The sequence below is a fragment of the Limnoglobus roseus genome, assembly GCF_008254045.1.
GTDB classification, from domain to species: domain Bacteria; phylum Planctomycetota; class Planctomycetia; order Gemmatales; family Gemmataceae; genus Limnoglobus; species Limnoglobus roseus.
Genome location: NZ_CP042425.1, coordinates 4598941 through 4615130, shown reverse-complemented (window position 1 = coordinate 4615130; position 16190 = coordinate 4598941). Strand labels below are relative to the sequence as shown.

The window sequence follows — 16190 nt, the reverse complement described above, 5'->3', positions numbered from 1 at the left end:
GGCCGAAAGGCAAGCGGCGGTCAGTACGTCAGCGCGACTTCCATGAAGGCCGACCCCATCGGGTTCACGTGGTCGTCCTGGCGGTTGTACAGTTGCCGGAAGCCGCCGCCGGGCACCAGCGTCGAGATGCCGCCGAGGATGATGACGTTGTTGTTCAACAGCGGCCGGTACTCGATCGACGTACTCACGTCGGTGCCGATGTCGCGGTCGATGCGGCGTTGGTAGACGAACTGCTCCAGCACGTTCGTCTTGTCGAACCAGAGGAAGTTCACGTTGTTCACGCTGCGGAGTCGCGGCGTGATGTCGGCGTCGAAGCCGAAGTTGATGAGCTGCAAGCCGGGGTTCACGAAGTTCGTCTGGCCCTGAATCTTGCTCGACCGCAGGCCGTTGTACAAGCTGTTCCGTTGGGTCAACTGCACGCCGAAGAGCGGAATGTTCTGGCGGTTGTAGAAGCTGAACTCGCCGGCGAACACCGTGTTGTCGAGGATGCTGTCGAAGCCGGTCGCCTTACCGTTCGAGATGTTGTTGTCACCCGACGCCCACATGCCGGACACGCGGAACCGGGCCCAGTCGCGGTCGTAGGACAGTTCCACCGCGGCCATCTGGGCGCTAATCGACTGCGCCTTACCGGCCAAGGGGTTGTTGCTGTCGCGGCCGAGCGCCCAGTAGAAGGCGTGGCTGATGTTGAAGCGGTCGATGTGCCCGTCGCCGGCGAACCCGAGGTACGCGACCTCGACGCGGTGCGGTTGGAAGATGCCGACCGGGTCCGGCCGCACGAGGAAGCGGTTGCGGTCGAACAGCGTGTCCGGGCCGTCGTTGTTGTAGTGGACGCTGCCTTCGATCGTGTACCCCGGGAAGATGAAGTCTTGGTGGTAGTAGTTGGCGATGAAGATGTTCTGGTTGCGGTCCTCGAACGTGTTCAAGCCGCTGTTCGTTTCCTTCTCCAACTGGCGGAAGAAGACGAAGTTGTACTGGTCGCGGTTGCCGTTGGCCGTCCCGAAGAGGCGTGCCCCGCGGTTCGTGTCGCTGAAGATGAAGCCGCGGAAGTCGCTGCTGAACGGCTGGTTCCCGACCCGCAACGACATGAAGTCGTACTCGGCGCTGGTGTCGGCCAGCTTCACTTCGCCGAACGCCTCTTGCAGTGCGAACCAGCTCCGGCCCCGTTGCGTGCCCTTCCGCACGTCCGGGCTGACGACGGCGAGTTCGTCCACGTCAATGAAGTTCACGTTGAACGCCGGGGTCAACTTGACCCGCCAGTCCATCGGCTTAAAGGCGTTCGTGTCGCCGTGGAAGAGGTCGAACGACAGCAGCGTGTTTTGCGAGTAGAGGAACTGGTTCGGGCGGCCGAAGTTCTCGTACTGGAACGGCCGGGCGGTGCTCTCGAACGCCCCGGTCGCGGTCGGGATTTGTCGCCCCTCGAACAGCCCGATCGTCGTGCCGGTGATGTTCAAGAACGTGTGCTGGCCGCTGATCGGGTAGTCGCCCTTGAGCACGTTGAGGTTGTACGGGTCGATGAGCCGGCCGATGCGGTACGGGGCGTCCGCGACGGTCCGCTGGCCCTTGCCGTAGCGGTCCCATTCCGGGAAGCCGATCCGCCAGCGGTCCTCGACGGTGACGAACTCCGCGTTCGTGCCGCTGCGCGGGATGACGGTGCTCGCGCCGCTGAACCCGAGCGGCGGTTGGAACGGGGGGCGCGGTCAAAACGTCCGTCGCCCCGGCCGGTTCGACCACCTGGGCGTCTTTCGGTTCGAGGTTCCGCTGCGACGGGTCCCGCGGCTTGGACGTCGCCCCGGGCGGAGTCGGCAGTGTGGGAAGAGTCAGCGGCTCGACCGGGGCTTGGGCGACGGCGGAACCGGCGAGGCCGAGCGTCGTGGCACAGGCTAACAGTTGCAGCCGGGTCAGGAACTTCATGCGACGTTCTCCAACTCTCGCACACCCGATGGGCGGACCAGGGGACAGCTCAACCCGGCCATCAAACGTATGGCCCAGTTCCAGAGGAATATCGGCGATAAGGGTTCCGAACATGAGGAAAGCAACGGTTGTTCTGGTCAAATAGACTGGGCAAGATTTCCACTTCGCCAGAGTGCCCACCTTTCATCGGTCTCGAAGAACTTGATACGGACCGGCAATTTCATTCGAATCGATCTCACGATTATGCCGACTGTATCGAGAAGACCACGGAATCGCGTCACGCGGACTAGGGGGAGTGATGAAACCCACGACTCATACCAGCTCGAAGGCAACCACGAAGAAGACCCTTCTCAAGTTGGAAACACTGGAGCAGCGTGACCAACCGAGCGTCACCGCGGCCGTCGCGGGTGGCACCCTAACTGTCACGGGCGACGCGGCCGACAACCGCATTACCGTCTTCCGCGACGGCACGGACGTGGTCGTGGCGGAACGGGGCGTCGAGGTCTTCCGAACGGCGATCGTCGGGATTAACCTCATCAAGGTCGCGGCGGGTGACGGCGACGACGTGGTGAAGGTCGATCAAGGAATTTTGATCAACACGGTCCTCGACGGAGGTAACGGCGTCGACCGCCTCTCGGGCGGCGGGGCGCTCAACTCGATCACCGGTGGCGAGGGCAACGACGTCCTCAAGGGCGGGTTAGGCCTGAACTCGTTCGGCGGCGGCGACGGGACGAACAACATCTACAACGTCGGCGTCAGCGACGCGGTCAACCTGTCCGACGCCGGCAGCAAGTTCATCCGGGAAACCGTCATCCCGGCCGGCAACAACACGCTCGGGCTGCCGCAGAACACGCTCACCTCCGGCGAAGTGGACACCCTGTTACAGCGGGCGGCCGCGGCTTCGTCGTCGAAGGACGCGATCATCGTCATCACCGACCGCAACGGCCGCATCCTAGGCGTCCGGGTGGAAAGCGGCGTGGACCCGGCCATCACTGGGAACACCGAGAAGCTCGTCTTCGCCATCGACGGGGCCTATTCTCTGGCGCTGACCGGGGCGTACTTCGCCAGCTTCGGCACCCCACTGACTTCGCGGACGATCCAGAACATCAGTCAGAGCACGATGACGCAACGCGAGGTCGATGCCGACCCGAACATCACCGACCCGAACTCGACCGACCGCGGCCCCGGGTTCGTCGCGAACGTCGGCATCAACGGCCACTTCCCGAACGGCATCGCCTTCACGCCCCAGGTCGACCTGTTCCAGATCGAACACACGAACCGTGACAGCCTCGTCAGCCCGGGGGCGGACGGCATTAAGGGCACGGCGGACGACGTGACCCTCGCCCAGCGGTTCGACGTGGACCCGGCGGACGTGCCCGCCGGCCAGAGCCTTTTCGCCCCCGCGTCCTACGGCGTGCAGTCCGGCCTGATGCCCACGGCCCAGTCCCGCGGCATCGGCACCCTACCGGGCGGCATCCCGATCATGAAGGGCAACGAGGTCGTCGGCGGCATCGGCGTCTTCTTCCCCGGTAAGACGGGGTTCGCGACCGAGGAGAACTCGTCGCTCAGCACGACCTACGACCCGACGAAGCCCGATCGCACGCTGGAGGCCGAGTACATCGCCTTCGCAACCCTGAACCGGAACCTGGTCCTCGGCGGGGTCGCGCTGCCGGGGACGGTCGACAGTGTCGTGGGCGCTCTCGGCGTCCTCGACAGTTTAAAGTTGAACAGCATCTACCTCGTGGGCATCAACCTTGAGATCTTCGGCCCCGGCGTCCCGTCCGAGGGGGCTCAGAAGCTCTTGAACCTCGGGGCGGCCTTGGGCCAGGGCGATCCCCTGGACGGGGCGGGCAGAAACATCCCGCTCTCCACGTCGGCCACGTACCTGAGTGGCCGGGCCGTGCCCGAAGGATGGCTGGTCACGCCGCACGCCGGCGGTGATCTTACGGCCGCCGACGTCGAGGACATCATCAACCGCGGCATCCAGCAGGCCAACGCCACGCGGGCCGCGATTCGGTTGCCGCTTGGCAATCGCGCGCGAATGGTGTTCGCCGTCGCCGACAAGGACGGGAACATCCTCGGGCTGTACCGGCAACCCGACTCGACGATCTTCTCCATCGACGTGGCCGTGGCGAAGGCACGGAACGTGGCCTATTACGCCGACGCCTCGCAGTTGCAGCCGATCGACCAGATCGACAACGTCGCCCCCGGCACGGCGTTCACCAACCGCAGTTTCCGTTACCTCGGCGAGCCGCGGTACCCGGAAGGTATCGACGGTGCGGCCCCCGGCGCGTTCTCGCAGTTGAACGACGACCTCGGCATCGACCGCTTCACGGGCCTCCAGATCGGGGCACGCGCCCCGGCGTCGCAGTTCCAGAGTGCCGTTGGCTACGATGCGTTTAACCCCGGGACGAACTTCCACGATCCGAACAACAGGACCAAGCAAAACGGCATCGTCTTCTTCCCCGGCAGTGCACCGCTCTACAAGAACGGCCAACTCGTGGGCGGGTTCGGCGTATCCGGCGACGGGGTTGACCAGGACGACGTGGTGACGAACGCCGGTGACACGAACTTCGGCGTGCCGCTGTCGATCAACCGCGTGGATCAAATCTTCATCCGCGGCGTCCGCGTCCCGTACCAGAAGAACCTGCGGAACCCGGAGGGGTAAGCCGATCTGGGAAATTTACGTGTATCGCCGGCCCCAGGCCGGCCGATACCGTTTGTACGAACCCGGAGGGTTGGACATGCGAACGATCGCGGCGATGTTTCTGGTGGCACTCGGCGGTTCCGCCTTTGCGGAGGAGAAAGAGCCGTTTCCGGCCCGCACGACGCCATTCCTCATCCCGGCCGTACACACGCACGAGGCCCTCGGGACGGCCAAGCCGCTCGGCCGATTCGCGACCGCCGGCATCGAGAGAAATGAATCGGGCGGCTACATCGGCGGCAGTAAGCTCGTTCGCGGTGAGGGTCGCGGCGTGCAGGACGGCACGTTCGGCTGGGACTACACTGGCTTCGGCCGCCGCCCCGGTCGCTTCTTCCTCGGCTGGTACAACGACTCGCCGAAGCAATCGGCCTTCCTCCCGAAGTACAACTCGGAAGGCCCCCGCGTGACCGACGTGGTCGCCCTGCAACCGTACAAGAAGGCCGTCCGCGAGGCGAAAGCCGAAAAGCACGGTGGCGGTGGAGAAGAGGGCGGCGGCGGCCACTAACGACTTCTTCGCCTTCGCCTTCGGGGCCGCTACAATGCTGGCGAACCTCCTTCCGTTCGCCAGGTGTTCGGCCTCATGACCATCCGTCTCGCGGTCTACCACGCCCCGTTCGACCCGCCGACCCTGCACCACCGCCACATCGCGGAAAAACTCGTCGAGCAGTTCGACCGCGTCATCGTCGTGCCGTCCGGCCCCCGCCCGAAACCGGCGGCCGTGGCGGACAGTTTGCCCATCCACCGGGCCACGATGAGCGACCTGCACTTCCGCGGGCTCCCGAAATTGACCGTCGACCTGAGCGACCTGGAACAAAACAGTCACAGCCCGCCGGCCTGTCTGACCGACCGCTACCTCGTCGAGGGCGTCGAGTTCTGGCACGTCATCTCGGCCGATTGGGTTCGCGGCGGGCACCTCCGGCAATCGACCATCCACACCGAGTGGGAGCGCGGCGCGCAGCAGTGGGCGTCAGTCGGGTTCATCGTTCTGCGGGAACGCGGCGAACCGCTCGACCCGGCCGACCTGCCGCCGAGGAGCGTGGTGATCGAGCACGACCCCTACGTGCCGAGCCAGACGGTGCGGATGATGCTCAACCAGGGGGAGCAAGCCGCGGTCGATCACCTGTACCCGAGTGTGGCATCGTACATTCAACGGCACCGCCTCTACCGAGACGTGGCCACCCGCGAGCGGGCCACGTACCGGCCGGCACAGGCCAAGTTCACGATGTTCGTGGACGAGTGGAAGGAAACGTCCCGCAACATCGGCGAACTGCTCGCCCCGTACACGACCGGCGAGCCCGAGATGATCGTGGCCGTCGGCGGCGACGGCACGATGCTGCGGGCGATTCGCAAACACTGGCGGAAGCGGCTGCCGTTCTACGGCATCAACACCGGCGGCCTCGGCTTCCTGCTCAGCGGCCGCGACGTGACCACGTTCTGGCGTGAGGACTTGCTGCTCTACCACCTACCGCTATTGCAAGTCGAAGTCGAGTTCACGACGGGCGGCAAGCAAGAGGCCGTGGCCTTCAACGAGGCTTGGGTCGAGCGATCGTCCGGCCAGACGGCGTGGGTGAAGGTGAGCATCAACGGCGAAGAGAAGATCAAGAACCTCGTCGGCGACGGCGTTCTCGTCTCGACGGCGGCCGGTTCGACCTCTTACGCCCGTGCGATGGGGGCGTCGCCGGTCCCGTTGAACACACAAGTGTTACTGCTCGTCGGCTCGAACGTCCTCCGCCCCGCGTTCTGGCGGCCAGCCGTGTTGCCGATGGACGCGGAGGTAACGCTGGAGACGATCGACCCGCGTAAGCGGCCGCTGCACGCCTACTGCGACGGCGAACTGTTCCCGGAGCCGGTGAAGCGAATGCACATCCGCGTGAGCCGCACGGCCGCCGTGGAGTTGGCCTTCACCCGCGGCCACGACCCGTTTGCGAAGCTGGCGCAGGTGCAGTTCCCGGAGGGGGAATAATCACGTTCATAAAGGCGAGCGGCCCGGCGTAAGCGGGCCGTGTCTGATACACCTAGACACGGCCCCGTTACGCCGGGCCGCTCGCCGTTCACTTCGACAGGGCGTGTTGGCCCTCAAATCGTCTGCTTCGTCACCTTCTTGTACAGGTCCGGGCCGGTCATGCGGAACGCGGCCTCGTGCGGGCAAGCGGCCACGCAGAACGGGTCGGCCCCTTCCGGCACCAAATCGTGGCACTTGTCGCAGTTCACGGCCGTGTCCGCGATGCTGATCTTCTGCGACACTTCCATCTTGTCGGGAATCTGAATCGCGCCGTAAGGGCAGTTGCGTTCGCACTGCCCGCAGCGGATGCAGTGGTCGTCGATCTTGATGTGCAGTTCCGTGCCAGAACGGTGGATGGCGTCCACCGGGCACCCGTCCATGCAGTACGGCTTATAGCACGACCGGCACGACGCCGCCACGAGGAACTTGCCGAACCGCATTCCCTCGCGCAATAGCCGACTGTAGCCGTCGCCGTGCGAGTCGGCACACGCCCGCGTACACTCGTCGCAGCGGGTGCAACTGTGGAGGTCCAGCACCAACAAGTTGCGGCCCTGGTACAACCCCTGGTTGAGGTAGTCGGACAGGTAGTTGTTGACGACCGGCTTCGCCTGTTGGCCGCGGGCGAGACGGGCGGCGGCGGCCTTCTCGAACCGCTCCTTCATCGACGGGAACCGCTTGATCATTTCCATGAACAACAACTTCGGAATGCGGACGAGTTCGACCGTGTCCAGGGCCGTAATCGTCGCCGTCCGGCGGCCGTCCTGCATGAGGGCCACTTCGCCGAAGTACTCGTTCTCGGACTGCTTCGCCACAATGACTTCGCGGTCCTCGACCTCGATCGACACCTTCACCGTGCCGTACCGGATGATGTAGAAGTCCTGGGCCTTTTCCCCCTCGATGACAATCTTCTCGTCCCGCTGGCAGCGGCGGAGGGTGGCCCGCACGAGGTTCGCGTCCGGGTCGATCACCGGGTAGACGATCTTGCGGCCTTCTTCATCGGTCGGCTTGCGGGCACCGGGGTCGGGCAGTTTCTTCGACTCGTCGCGGACGCCCTCGGTAAGCAGCTTCACCACGTCGGCCCGCTCCTTGCCGGACAGGCCCTCGAACAGTGACGGCTCGTTCGGGTTGTCGCTCTTGCGATCCAGGCTCGCGAACAGGGCGTTCCGTGTGTAGATCAGCCCTAACACGTCGCGGGCCGATTCGACCCGCTGGGCCACGTCCAGAATATTCCGCGTGATTTCGTAGACCTCGGCCTCGTCGGAGGTGACGCGCACCGTCGCGACGCGCGGTTGGTTGGAGAGCGGCGCGAGTTCGCCGATGATCGTGTGAATCGACTTCAGTCCGAACGGGCTTTTCTCGCCGGCGTCCGTACCGTTCGCCCCCCGGCGGGCGGGACCGCTGCGCTTCCAGATGCCGAACTCGCCGGACTTGATGAAGAACGCTGAGTTCGAGTAGTGGCCCTGGGTACAGATTTCGTCGCCCTGTTTCAGTTTGCGGTACTGCACGGCCCCCTCGTTCCACCGCAGGTACGACAGGGGCACGTCGCGGAACGGCTGGAACCACTCAGGGTTCGGCGACTCCTTCGGGATGTACTGGAACTTCAGCGCCTGCATCTCCTCGGCCGACAGGAAGCCGGTGGCCGACTTGCCCGTGCTCGGCGATTCGAACACGGCCTTCGAGTTGATCGGCGTCCGCGGGCTTTCCAGTTCCGCGAGCAGCGGCTCGTCGTCGGCACTCTTCCCGGTCAGGCCCAACTGTTCGCGCAGCCCGATCGGGATGATCCGCCGGTTGAGTTGCAGCGCCCCGGTCGGGCAGGAGTTCATGCACTCGCCGCACTGCACGCACGACGAGTCGTTCATGTTCTCGTCGAGGTCAAAGCTGATCCGCGTGAGGTAGCCCTTCCCCGTGTGGCCGATGACCTTGAACGGCCGCACGTCGTGACACGACCGCACGCACCGGTCGCAGACGATACAGCGGTCGTGGTCCACGGCCACCGTGCGCGACGAGTACGGGAACTCCGGGTTCACGCCCGTCTCGGGCAGTTCGGACAGACTCTTGTAACCGTCGGCGACGACGGGCAGCGGGATCGACGGCCGCGACTTCGAGTGCCGCTGGGCGTTACGGCCCGGCCGGCCGTCGGAGATGCGGGCGGGCAGGCCCGGCCGCGGCCCCTCGACGTTCAGGTGGTCGGCGACCGCCTTGAGTTCGTTCGAGAAAATCTTCCGCCGGGAGTCGTCCGGCTTGTAGTGGTCGCCGACGAGGTACTCCGTGATGACGGAGATGGATTGCAGCACCTCGGCGGTGAAGTCGCGGCCGGTCTTCTCGGTGTTCGGCGGGTTCGGCCCACAACGGGTGGTGACGACCATGCCCGGCTGGATCTCGAACTGGCACGCCGGCACGAGCTTGTCGTTCGGCATCAGCTTGCCGCCGGCCCCCCGCTTCTTGCGGATGACGTGGACAGAGCACATCCGGCAGACGGCCACGGGGTGCAGGTGTTCGCGGTGGCACAAGACCGGGATGCGGCGTTCGAGTTCGTCCTGTGACCACTCTTCGCGGCGGACGAGTTCCATGGCGGCGTCGTAGATCGTCGTCTTCCGCAGTTTCGGGTAGCCGTCGAGGTCGAACTGCGGCGTCCCCTGGGCGTCCTTCACCATGGTCGCCAGCGGCATGTCTTTGACGACGAACCCGTCGATGACGATGTCAATTTTTTCGTCGAGGTCTTTGCGGGTGGCCTGGACGCGGCGGATGAGGTTGCCGTCTTCGTCACGGGCGAACACCGTTTCCGAGTCGCGACCGCCGCCGAACGAATCCCACAGGTCGAGCGAAATCGCCATGAATGATGCTCCAGATCAAGCTGCCATCGACGCGGGCCGCATACCAACGATTCCCTTCACCCGGGGCCACGTCCGGGGATCGACCTAATCCACCGGCTTCAGTTCGTGCTGGAAGTATTGTAGCACCGTCATCAGCGGGTTCGGCGCGACCTGGCCGAGGCTGCAAATTGAAGTCATCACCATCGCGAGCGACATATCGCTGATGAGCGACGCTTGCTGCAACAACCCGGGCTGTTCCTTGCCGTTGGGTCCCGGCTTGTTCTGCTTCGAGAGCGTGCCCTCCGCCGTCCGCTTGAGCAAGTCGACGCCGATCTCGACGAGTTTCTGCGACCCGAGGCGGCACGGGACGCACTTGCCGCACGACTCGTTGCGGTAGAACTCGGTGTGGTTGAGGGCGTGGTCGAGCATGCTCGGCGCCCCCTCGCGGGAGTAGACGACGATGCCCGCGCCGAGCATCATGCCGGCCGACTTGCCCATCGACGAGCCGATCATCATGTCCGCGTCCTTGCCCATGCCGACGCCGAGGAGCTTGCCGAGTGCCTTGAACTGGTTCAGGTCGAGCGGCAGCTTGCGGATATCGAAGAGCAACCGCTTGCCGCCCTTCTCGATCTCGATCAGCTTCTCCAAGCACGCCGCGACATCGTTCGGCAGGTCCATCGCCATCCGCGGGTTCTCCGGGTCGCGGAGGCCGTAGCGGACCATCTTGATGAGCAACTGCTGGCCGTCGGGGTCGTCGATGCCGGCGATCGCGGCCGACAGGCGGGAGGTGAACTGCGAGGCAATCGTGACCAAAATCGGCAGGATGCCGCCGGACGGGCCCGACGTGCAGACGGCTTTCAGCGTGCCGGTGCAGTCGCCGGCGTACTGGATGACCTTCTGGAGCGTGTCGCTGACCTTCACCTCGAAGATGCCCGGCTTGGCGAGGTCGCCGCTGATCGAAATGAGCCGGCGGCCGACGAAGTCGCCGTCGGCGGCGTTCTGGTACCACTGGCCGCCGCTCATCATGATCCGCGGCGTCCAGGCCAGCGTCTCGACGTTGTTCACGACCGTCGGCCGGTCGCGTAGGCCGTTGGTCATCAGTTCCGGCGGCCGGTTGCGGGGTTGGGCGCGGTGGTCTTCCATCGCCTCAATGAGCGCCGTCTGTTCGCCGCAGATGTACCCGCCGGGGCTAACGAAGACCTCGACGTTGAAGTTGCGGTTCGAGCCGAAGATCTTCGTGCCGCACGCCCCCATCTCCTTCGCGACTTCGATGGCGGCCCGCACGGCCTTGATTTGCTCGGTGTACTCGTGGCGGATGAAGATGAACCCGCGGGTGGCGTTCGTCATCAGGCCCGCGATGATGACGCCCTCGATGACGAGGTGCGGCGTGCGGAGCAACAGTTCGCGGTCCTTGAACGTGCCGGGCTCGCTCTCGTCGCCGTTGCAGACGATGTACTTCTCGTCGCGTTCCTCGCGCCACACGGCGTTCCACTTCGCGTAGGCTTGCATCCCGGCCCCGCCCATGCCGAGGAGTTCCGACTCCTTCAGCTTCTGCAACCACGGGTTCCGGTCGGCGTAGAACTTCTCCTCCCACTTCCGCTTTTCCTTTTCCGGCACGTCCTTCGGCGGGCGGGCGGCGACGAACGGCGCGGGGTTCGGCAAGTCTTTCACGATCCCGCGGACGGCCCCGTACCGCTCGTCCGCCGTCGGGTACGGGTCGATCTGCCACTCGTTCGTGTGGAACTTGTACGTGAAGTCCCAGTCGGGGATCGGCACTTCCTCGCCGGCGAGGGCGGTCTTCAGAATCTTCGCGTAGTCCTCGGGCTTCCGGCCGGCGTAGACCCACTCGTGGAAGACGCCGCGGCGGTCTCCTTCGGCGTAAGGGTTCTTGTGCTCCTTCGCGATCGCTTCTTGTTCGGCCGGGTCGAGGGTGTGGCTCTCGTGCTTGTGATCGACGTTCGGGTCCGGGTGGCGGCTGATGTACAAGCACGGCGCGCGGTCGCACCGGCCGAGGCACGACACGCCGTCCACGTGGACGCTGTCGTGGTTCTCGCGTTCGATCTTCTTGAGTTCCTGCATCACCTTCGGCGCGCCCTTCAGGTGGCACGCCATGTCGCGGCAGACGTGGACTTCGACCTTCTTCGGCTTGTCCCACTCCGGTCGGAAGTGCGCGAAGAAGCTGATGACTTCCTGAATCTTCGGCAGGGGAATGTCCGTGTCCTTCGACAGTTGCCGGAGGGAATCGTCCGGCAGGTAGCCGTGGTGGTCCTGGATTTCGCGAAGTCGCTGAACGAGGAGCATGAACCGCCCGCCAAATCGTGTGGGGATCGAGGGTGCGTCACCAACCGTCTGTCACAGATGAGGGGTCCAAAGTTGGAACCCGGCCTACTTCTTCGGCGGGTCGCGCAATTCCGCGCCGCGGCCCTGGAACGGGTTGTCGCCGTTGTGGTAGCGGTGGCAGTCGGTGCAGTTCGACCGCACGCCGCCCATGCCGACGCCGTGCACGTCGCGGGTCGTGTTCGGCGTGTGGCAGACGCGGCACGACTCGACGCCGAGGATGTTGATCTTCTGATCGTCGCCCGTGTAAATCTTGGCCGCGTCGAACGTCGCCTTGCCCTGGGGAGCGGGGGCCGTGTTCGGGTGGCAGTCGATGCACGAGTAACTGCGGTGCGAGATGTGGTTGAACTTCGAGTGTTCGAACCACACCGTCGGAATCGCCGGTGATACGACCGTGACCTTCTCGACGTTGGGGTCGTTCCCTGCAGTCATATGGCACTCGGTGCAGGTACCCCCGGAGATCGCGTTCTTCGCGTTCGGGTTCACGCTCGCGAACAACTTGCCGAGGCTCTTGTTCACCGCCTGTTCGAGTTGCTGACCGACCTTGAGCGTTTCCTCGTCGCCCGCGTTCTTGTTGAGCAGGTCCAGCTTCCCCTTCTCGCTCAACAGGTAACCGCTGTACCTCGCCCGCAGGACTTCCTTCATCTCCTTCGGCTGCTTCCGGTGCGGGAGATCGAAGGCCGGGAACTCTTGCCCGGCGTCGCTGGTCAGCGCCGGTGATTTCAGCGGGTGACAGGTCTGGCAGTGGGCTTCGTAGTTGATCGGCAGGTAGTACGCCCCTTCGGCCCGCGGCGGCAAGATGGACGCCTTCGGGTCGCCGGCCAGGCTCGCCACCAGGGACGATTTGCCGTCGAGGTTCATCCGGCCGGCGTCGAGTTGGTGGCACGACGAGCACCGGAGTTGCACGGCCGCGTCGGCGGCGGCGTCTTTTCCGAAGTACCGGCTCGCGGCCGTCGGGTCGTCCTTGTTCAGCGCGACGAGGTCTTTCTTCGTCATCTTGCCGCGGCCGGCGGCGAGGTAGCCGACCCCTTCGGTCATGTGGTGGGCGTGGCTAAACTTCAGCCCCCGCTCGTGCGGCTTCTGCTTTTCGGCGTCGAGCTTCTTGAACTCCGGGTGCCCGCCCGCTGGGTCGTAGAAGTTCTTCACCTTCATGACGAACTGCGAACTGCCAGCCTTGTGGTAGTTGGCGAGGTCGGCGTGGCACTTCGTGCAGTGGGCGTCATCCAACCGCACGAGCGAGAAGTCCTTGCCGTTGTGGTCGTGGTGACAGGCGGCGCACTGCGCGTCGGTCGGCTTGCCGTTGATCTCCTGGCTCGGCCAGTCGGTCGGCCACTTCGCGTCGCGGTGGTGGTCCGGCCCGCCGTGGCAAGTCTGGCATTCCAGGTCCAGCCACCGAGACTGCGGGTTGAACGCACTCACGCCGACGCTGCCAATCGACTGCGGCTTGTGGCACGCCTCGCAGTTGGCGTCGAACGACGTGTGAACGCCCGCCACCGGGCCGTGCGAGTACGGCCGGTCGCTCCGGGTCAGCGCGAAGATGCCGAGCAAGATCGTGGCCGAGCAAACGGCCAGGAGCGTGTAGAAGACCTTCCGCCGTTCGAGCGGGTTGTCGAGGAAGTACCGACGAAGGCGGCCGGCGTACCGCTCGACCCGTTCGCGACTCGGTGAATGGTTCGGGTTCATGGGCCGGGGTTACCAGTATTTCAGGGCTTTGATCGCGTGGAAGACCATGAAGATCGCCATCGCCACCGAGATCGGCGCGTGGAACAACAGCCAACCGTGCAGGAAGGCGTGCAACCGGGCGTGGTCGTCCCACTGTCGCCGCAGGTCGGCGAGGCGTTCGAGTTTGGCGAGGCTGACGTGCGCGTTCTCGGGGAGTTCCGCTCGCAACCGATTGAACAGCACGCTCGATTCCTGCCGCGAATTGAGCGGCGACTTCATCTTTCGACCGAAGTTCAGATACGGGTCGAGCGTGTTCTCACGGAACTCTTGGAGCCGAAGGGCCGGGACGCCGGTGACGATCGCCCGCATCCAGACCGGCGACGGGTCGTTCGGATCGCGGGGCACCAACTCCTCGACGATCAATCGGGCCTCGGTGCGGTGCTTCTCGATGGCGTAGTCGATTTGCGTGGCGACGGTCTCGTCCGGGATCAGTTCCAGGAGCCGCTGCGGAATCCACTGTTGCAGGAGCAGCCCGTAGATGCCACTGGCGATCACCAACAGGAAGAGGATCATGGTGGTGGCGCTGACCATGCCGCCCCACGCGAAGCCGCTGTGGACGACGATGACCGGCAGCACGGCCCAGCCGAGAACGATGTGCCACCAGAGCCAGAGTTTGGTCGGCCCCCACCGCTGACCGCGACGGCGCTTCCGCCCCCAGAGGGCGATTTCGAAGAAGATGATGGCCGCTCCGACAAGACCGGTCAGCACGCCGAACCACGAACTGGCCCGCGGGTACGAGACCATGCCGCCACGGCCGAGGAGGTACCAGAAGAAAGGGACCGCTACGGCGACGACGGTCCACAGCGCGACGCGGGCGACCCGTTGCCGAACAGTTAATTCACGTCCCAGCAGCACGCCGTTGCCCCAATCTTCGAGTGACTCGTGAGACGTCCTGTCTGCGGTGATGGATGATGGACCGAAACTATCAGACGATCCGAACCCGTGTCAACAACTCAGTCCCCCAGATTCTCAAACTTGTTGTCGGCCCACCGCCGCGAACGGCCAGGGAGAAATTTCTCGGAACTGCAAAGAAGACACTTGCGAACTCCGGTCGTCTCTCCCAAGATGCTGAAGTAACAGCCTCCAACTCAGGGCGTTCATGGCTTCGCTCCCACGAACACTGGCCGGCGTCGGAATCGCAATCGGGTTCCTCGGCCTCGCCTTCTCCCAGCGACCGGAAGCGGCAACCCCGGCCCCCGTCGCGCGGGCACAAGCGGCGGCCGCCCCGCAGATGATCGGCATGGCCGGCTGCGCCGCGACCGGTTGCCACGGCCGGGCGGACGTGTCGTACGCGGCGAAGCCCACCGACATCTGGCACGAGAGTTTCTCGCGGTGGATCGACCGCGACCCGCACACGCGGGCCTACGCCGTGCTGGAATCGGACCTCGCCAAGAAGATCATGAGCCGCCTCCGCCAAGGCGACCCGAAGTTACCCGAAAGCGCCACGAAAGATGCCCGGTGCGTCGCCTGCCACTCGCACCCGGCCCTGGCGAGTGACGCGGCCATCCACGACGAGGGGTTGAACCGCCTGCGAGCCGAGGGCGTGAGTTGCGAGGCGTGCCACGGCAACGCCGAGCGTTGGCAGATCGCCCACACGCAATGGACCAACCCCGCGACGCGGGACGCTGACCTGAAATCGCACGGCATGGAAGACCTCAACGACTGGTCGACCCAGGCCAAGACGTGCGCCGGCTGCCACATCGGGGCACCGGCCGACGACGCGAAGGGCTACCCCGTCCGTGACATGAACCACGACATGATCGCCGCCGGCCACCCGCGGTTGGAGTTCGAGTTCGTCACCTTCCAGCAAAAGCTCTCGAAGCACTGGAACCCCCGGCACCGCGGCAGCCCCGAAACCGACCCCGGCAAGGAGTCGCTGTTGCAAGCGTGGCTCGTCGGCCAGGTCGTGACGGAACAAGCGTACTGCGAACTCAGTCTCGACCGCCTCGCCCACGGCGGGAAGGCAGATGCTCGCCGGCCATTGCCAGAGTTCGCGGATTGGAATTGTTCGCAGTGCCATCACAACCTGACCTCTCCGGAATGGCGGTCCGACGCCGCGAAGAATCAGACGACTGGCCTGAATGCCATTCGCAAACTCGGCCAACCGGGGTGGATCGGGGCGTCGGCGATCTTACCGGGGATACCCACGCCCAAGTTCGGCCAATCCGGTGAAGACCAACGGAAGGCCAATCAGAAGCGGTGGGACGAACTCGAAGGAATCCGCAAGGCCGTGGCCGCCAACCCTCGCGGGGAGACGAAGCGGCGGGTGCAGGACTTCCTCCGAGGCGAACCGGCGAAGGAGATGAACTGGGAGGAAGCCACCCGAAACTACATGGCCCTCCGCTCCTTCGACCTATCCCTGCGGGCCAGCCAGGTGGCCCCCTCGAAAGAGTTCGACGATCAACTCGGGCAGTTCCGCACGGTCCTCTGGGGTGCAACCGACGAACCGCTTCGCCGCGAACACACGGACAAGGCCGACCCCGGATACAAGGGCTACCAGCGGAAACCCGAGAGCCGCTGGCTCTGGGAGAGTTCGCGGCAGGAACGAAAGCCAGTCGAGGAGATCGTGAAGGGCCTGCGCAAGTCGCTCGGCGACCGATTGCAAAACTTACCGCCCTGATCGCTCGAAACCCTATCGGTTGGATCGACTGTCCGGCAGCGCCTCCGTCAAGTCCGTGTCAGTTCCGGGGTCCGGCGGTTG

At 64.9% G+C, this 16190-nt stretch carries 9 protein-coding genes; 4 read left to right on the top strand and 5 right to left on the bottom strand.

Annotated elements, in window-relative coordinates; translation table 11 throughout:
* Positions 1-20: 20 nt before the first annotated feature.
* On the bottom strand, positions 21-1493 hold the full coding sequence (locus PX52LOC_RS19260; RefSeq protein ID WP_149111622.1) for a polysaccharide deacetylase family protein: 1473 nt from the start codon (positions 1491-1493) through the stop codon (positions 21-23).
* A 716-nt stretch (positions 1494-2209) separates the two neighbouring features.
* Between PX52LOC_RS19260 and PX52LOC_RS19255 the strand changes: the two genes are divergently transcribed.
* From PX52LOC_RS19255 to PX52LOC_RS19245, 3 genes are all read left to right on the top strand, one after another.
* Positions 2210-4579: a heme-binding protein gene (locus tag PX52LOC_RS19255; RefSeq protein ID WP_149111621.1), complete on the top strand. Its 2370-nt coding sequence runs from the start codon at positions 2210-2212 to the stop codon at positions 4577-4579.
* A 76-nt stretch (positions 4580-4655) separates the two neighbouring features.
* Positions 4656-5120, top strand: coding sequence for a hypothetical protein (locus PX52LOC_RS19250; RefSeq protein ID WP_149111620.1), 465 nt, complete (start codon positions 4656-4658; stop codon positions 5118-5120).
* Between the two features lie 75 nt (positions 5121-5195).
* Complete coding sequence (locus PX52LOC_RS19245) at positions 5196-6578, top strand: NAD(+)/NADH kinase (protein WP_149111619.1); 1383 nt, start codon at positions 5196-5198, stop codon at positions 6576-6578.
* Positions 6579-6691: 113 nt separating this feature from the next.
* Here PX52LOC_RS19245 and PX52LOC_RS19240 read toward each other — a convergent pair whose 3' ends face one another.
* From PX52LOC_RS19240 to PX52LOC_RS19225, 4 genes are all read right to left on the bottom strand, one after another.
* Positions 6692-9451: a cyclic nucleotide-binding domain-containing protein gene (locus tag PX52LOC_RS19240; protein WP_149111618.1), complete on the bottom strand. Its 2760-nt coding sequence runs from the start codon at positions 9449-9451 to the stop codon at positions 6692-6694.
* Between the two features lie 84 nt (positions 9452-9535).
* Positions 9536-11731 carry an NAD(P)H-dependent oxidoreductase subunit E gene (locus PX52LOC_RS19235; RefSeq protein WP_149111617.1) on the bottom strand — a complete coding sequence of 732 codons (2196 nt, stop codon included), beginning with the start codon at positions 11729-11731 and terminating at the stop codon, positions 9536-9538.
* Positions 11732-11815: 84 nt separating this feature from the next.
* Positions 11816-13450, bottom strand: coding sequence for a cytochrome c3 family protein (locus PX52LOC_RS19230; protein ID WP_149111616.1), 1635 nt, complete (start codon positions 13448-13450; stop codon positions 11816-11818).
* Between the two features lie 9 nt (positions 13451-13459).
* Positions 13460-14344, bottom strand: a complete 885-nt coding sequence (locus PX52LOC_RS19225) for a hypothetical protein (protein ID WP_149111615.1) — start codon at positions 14342-14344, stop codon at positions 13460-13462.
* Positions 14345-14588: 244 nt separating this feature from the next.
* Here PX52LOC_RS19225 and PX52LOC_RS19220 point away from each other — a divergent pair, with 244 nt between their 5' ends.
* Positions 14589-16109 carry a multiheme c-type cytochrome gene (locus tag PX52LOC_RS19220; protein WP_149111614.1) on the top strand — a complete coding sequence of 507 codons (1521 nt, stop codon included), beginning with the start codon at positions 14589-14591 and terminating at the stop codon, positions 16107-16109.
* Positions 16110-16190 lie beyond the last annotated feature (81 nt).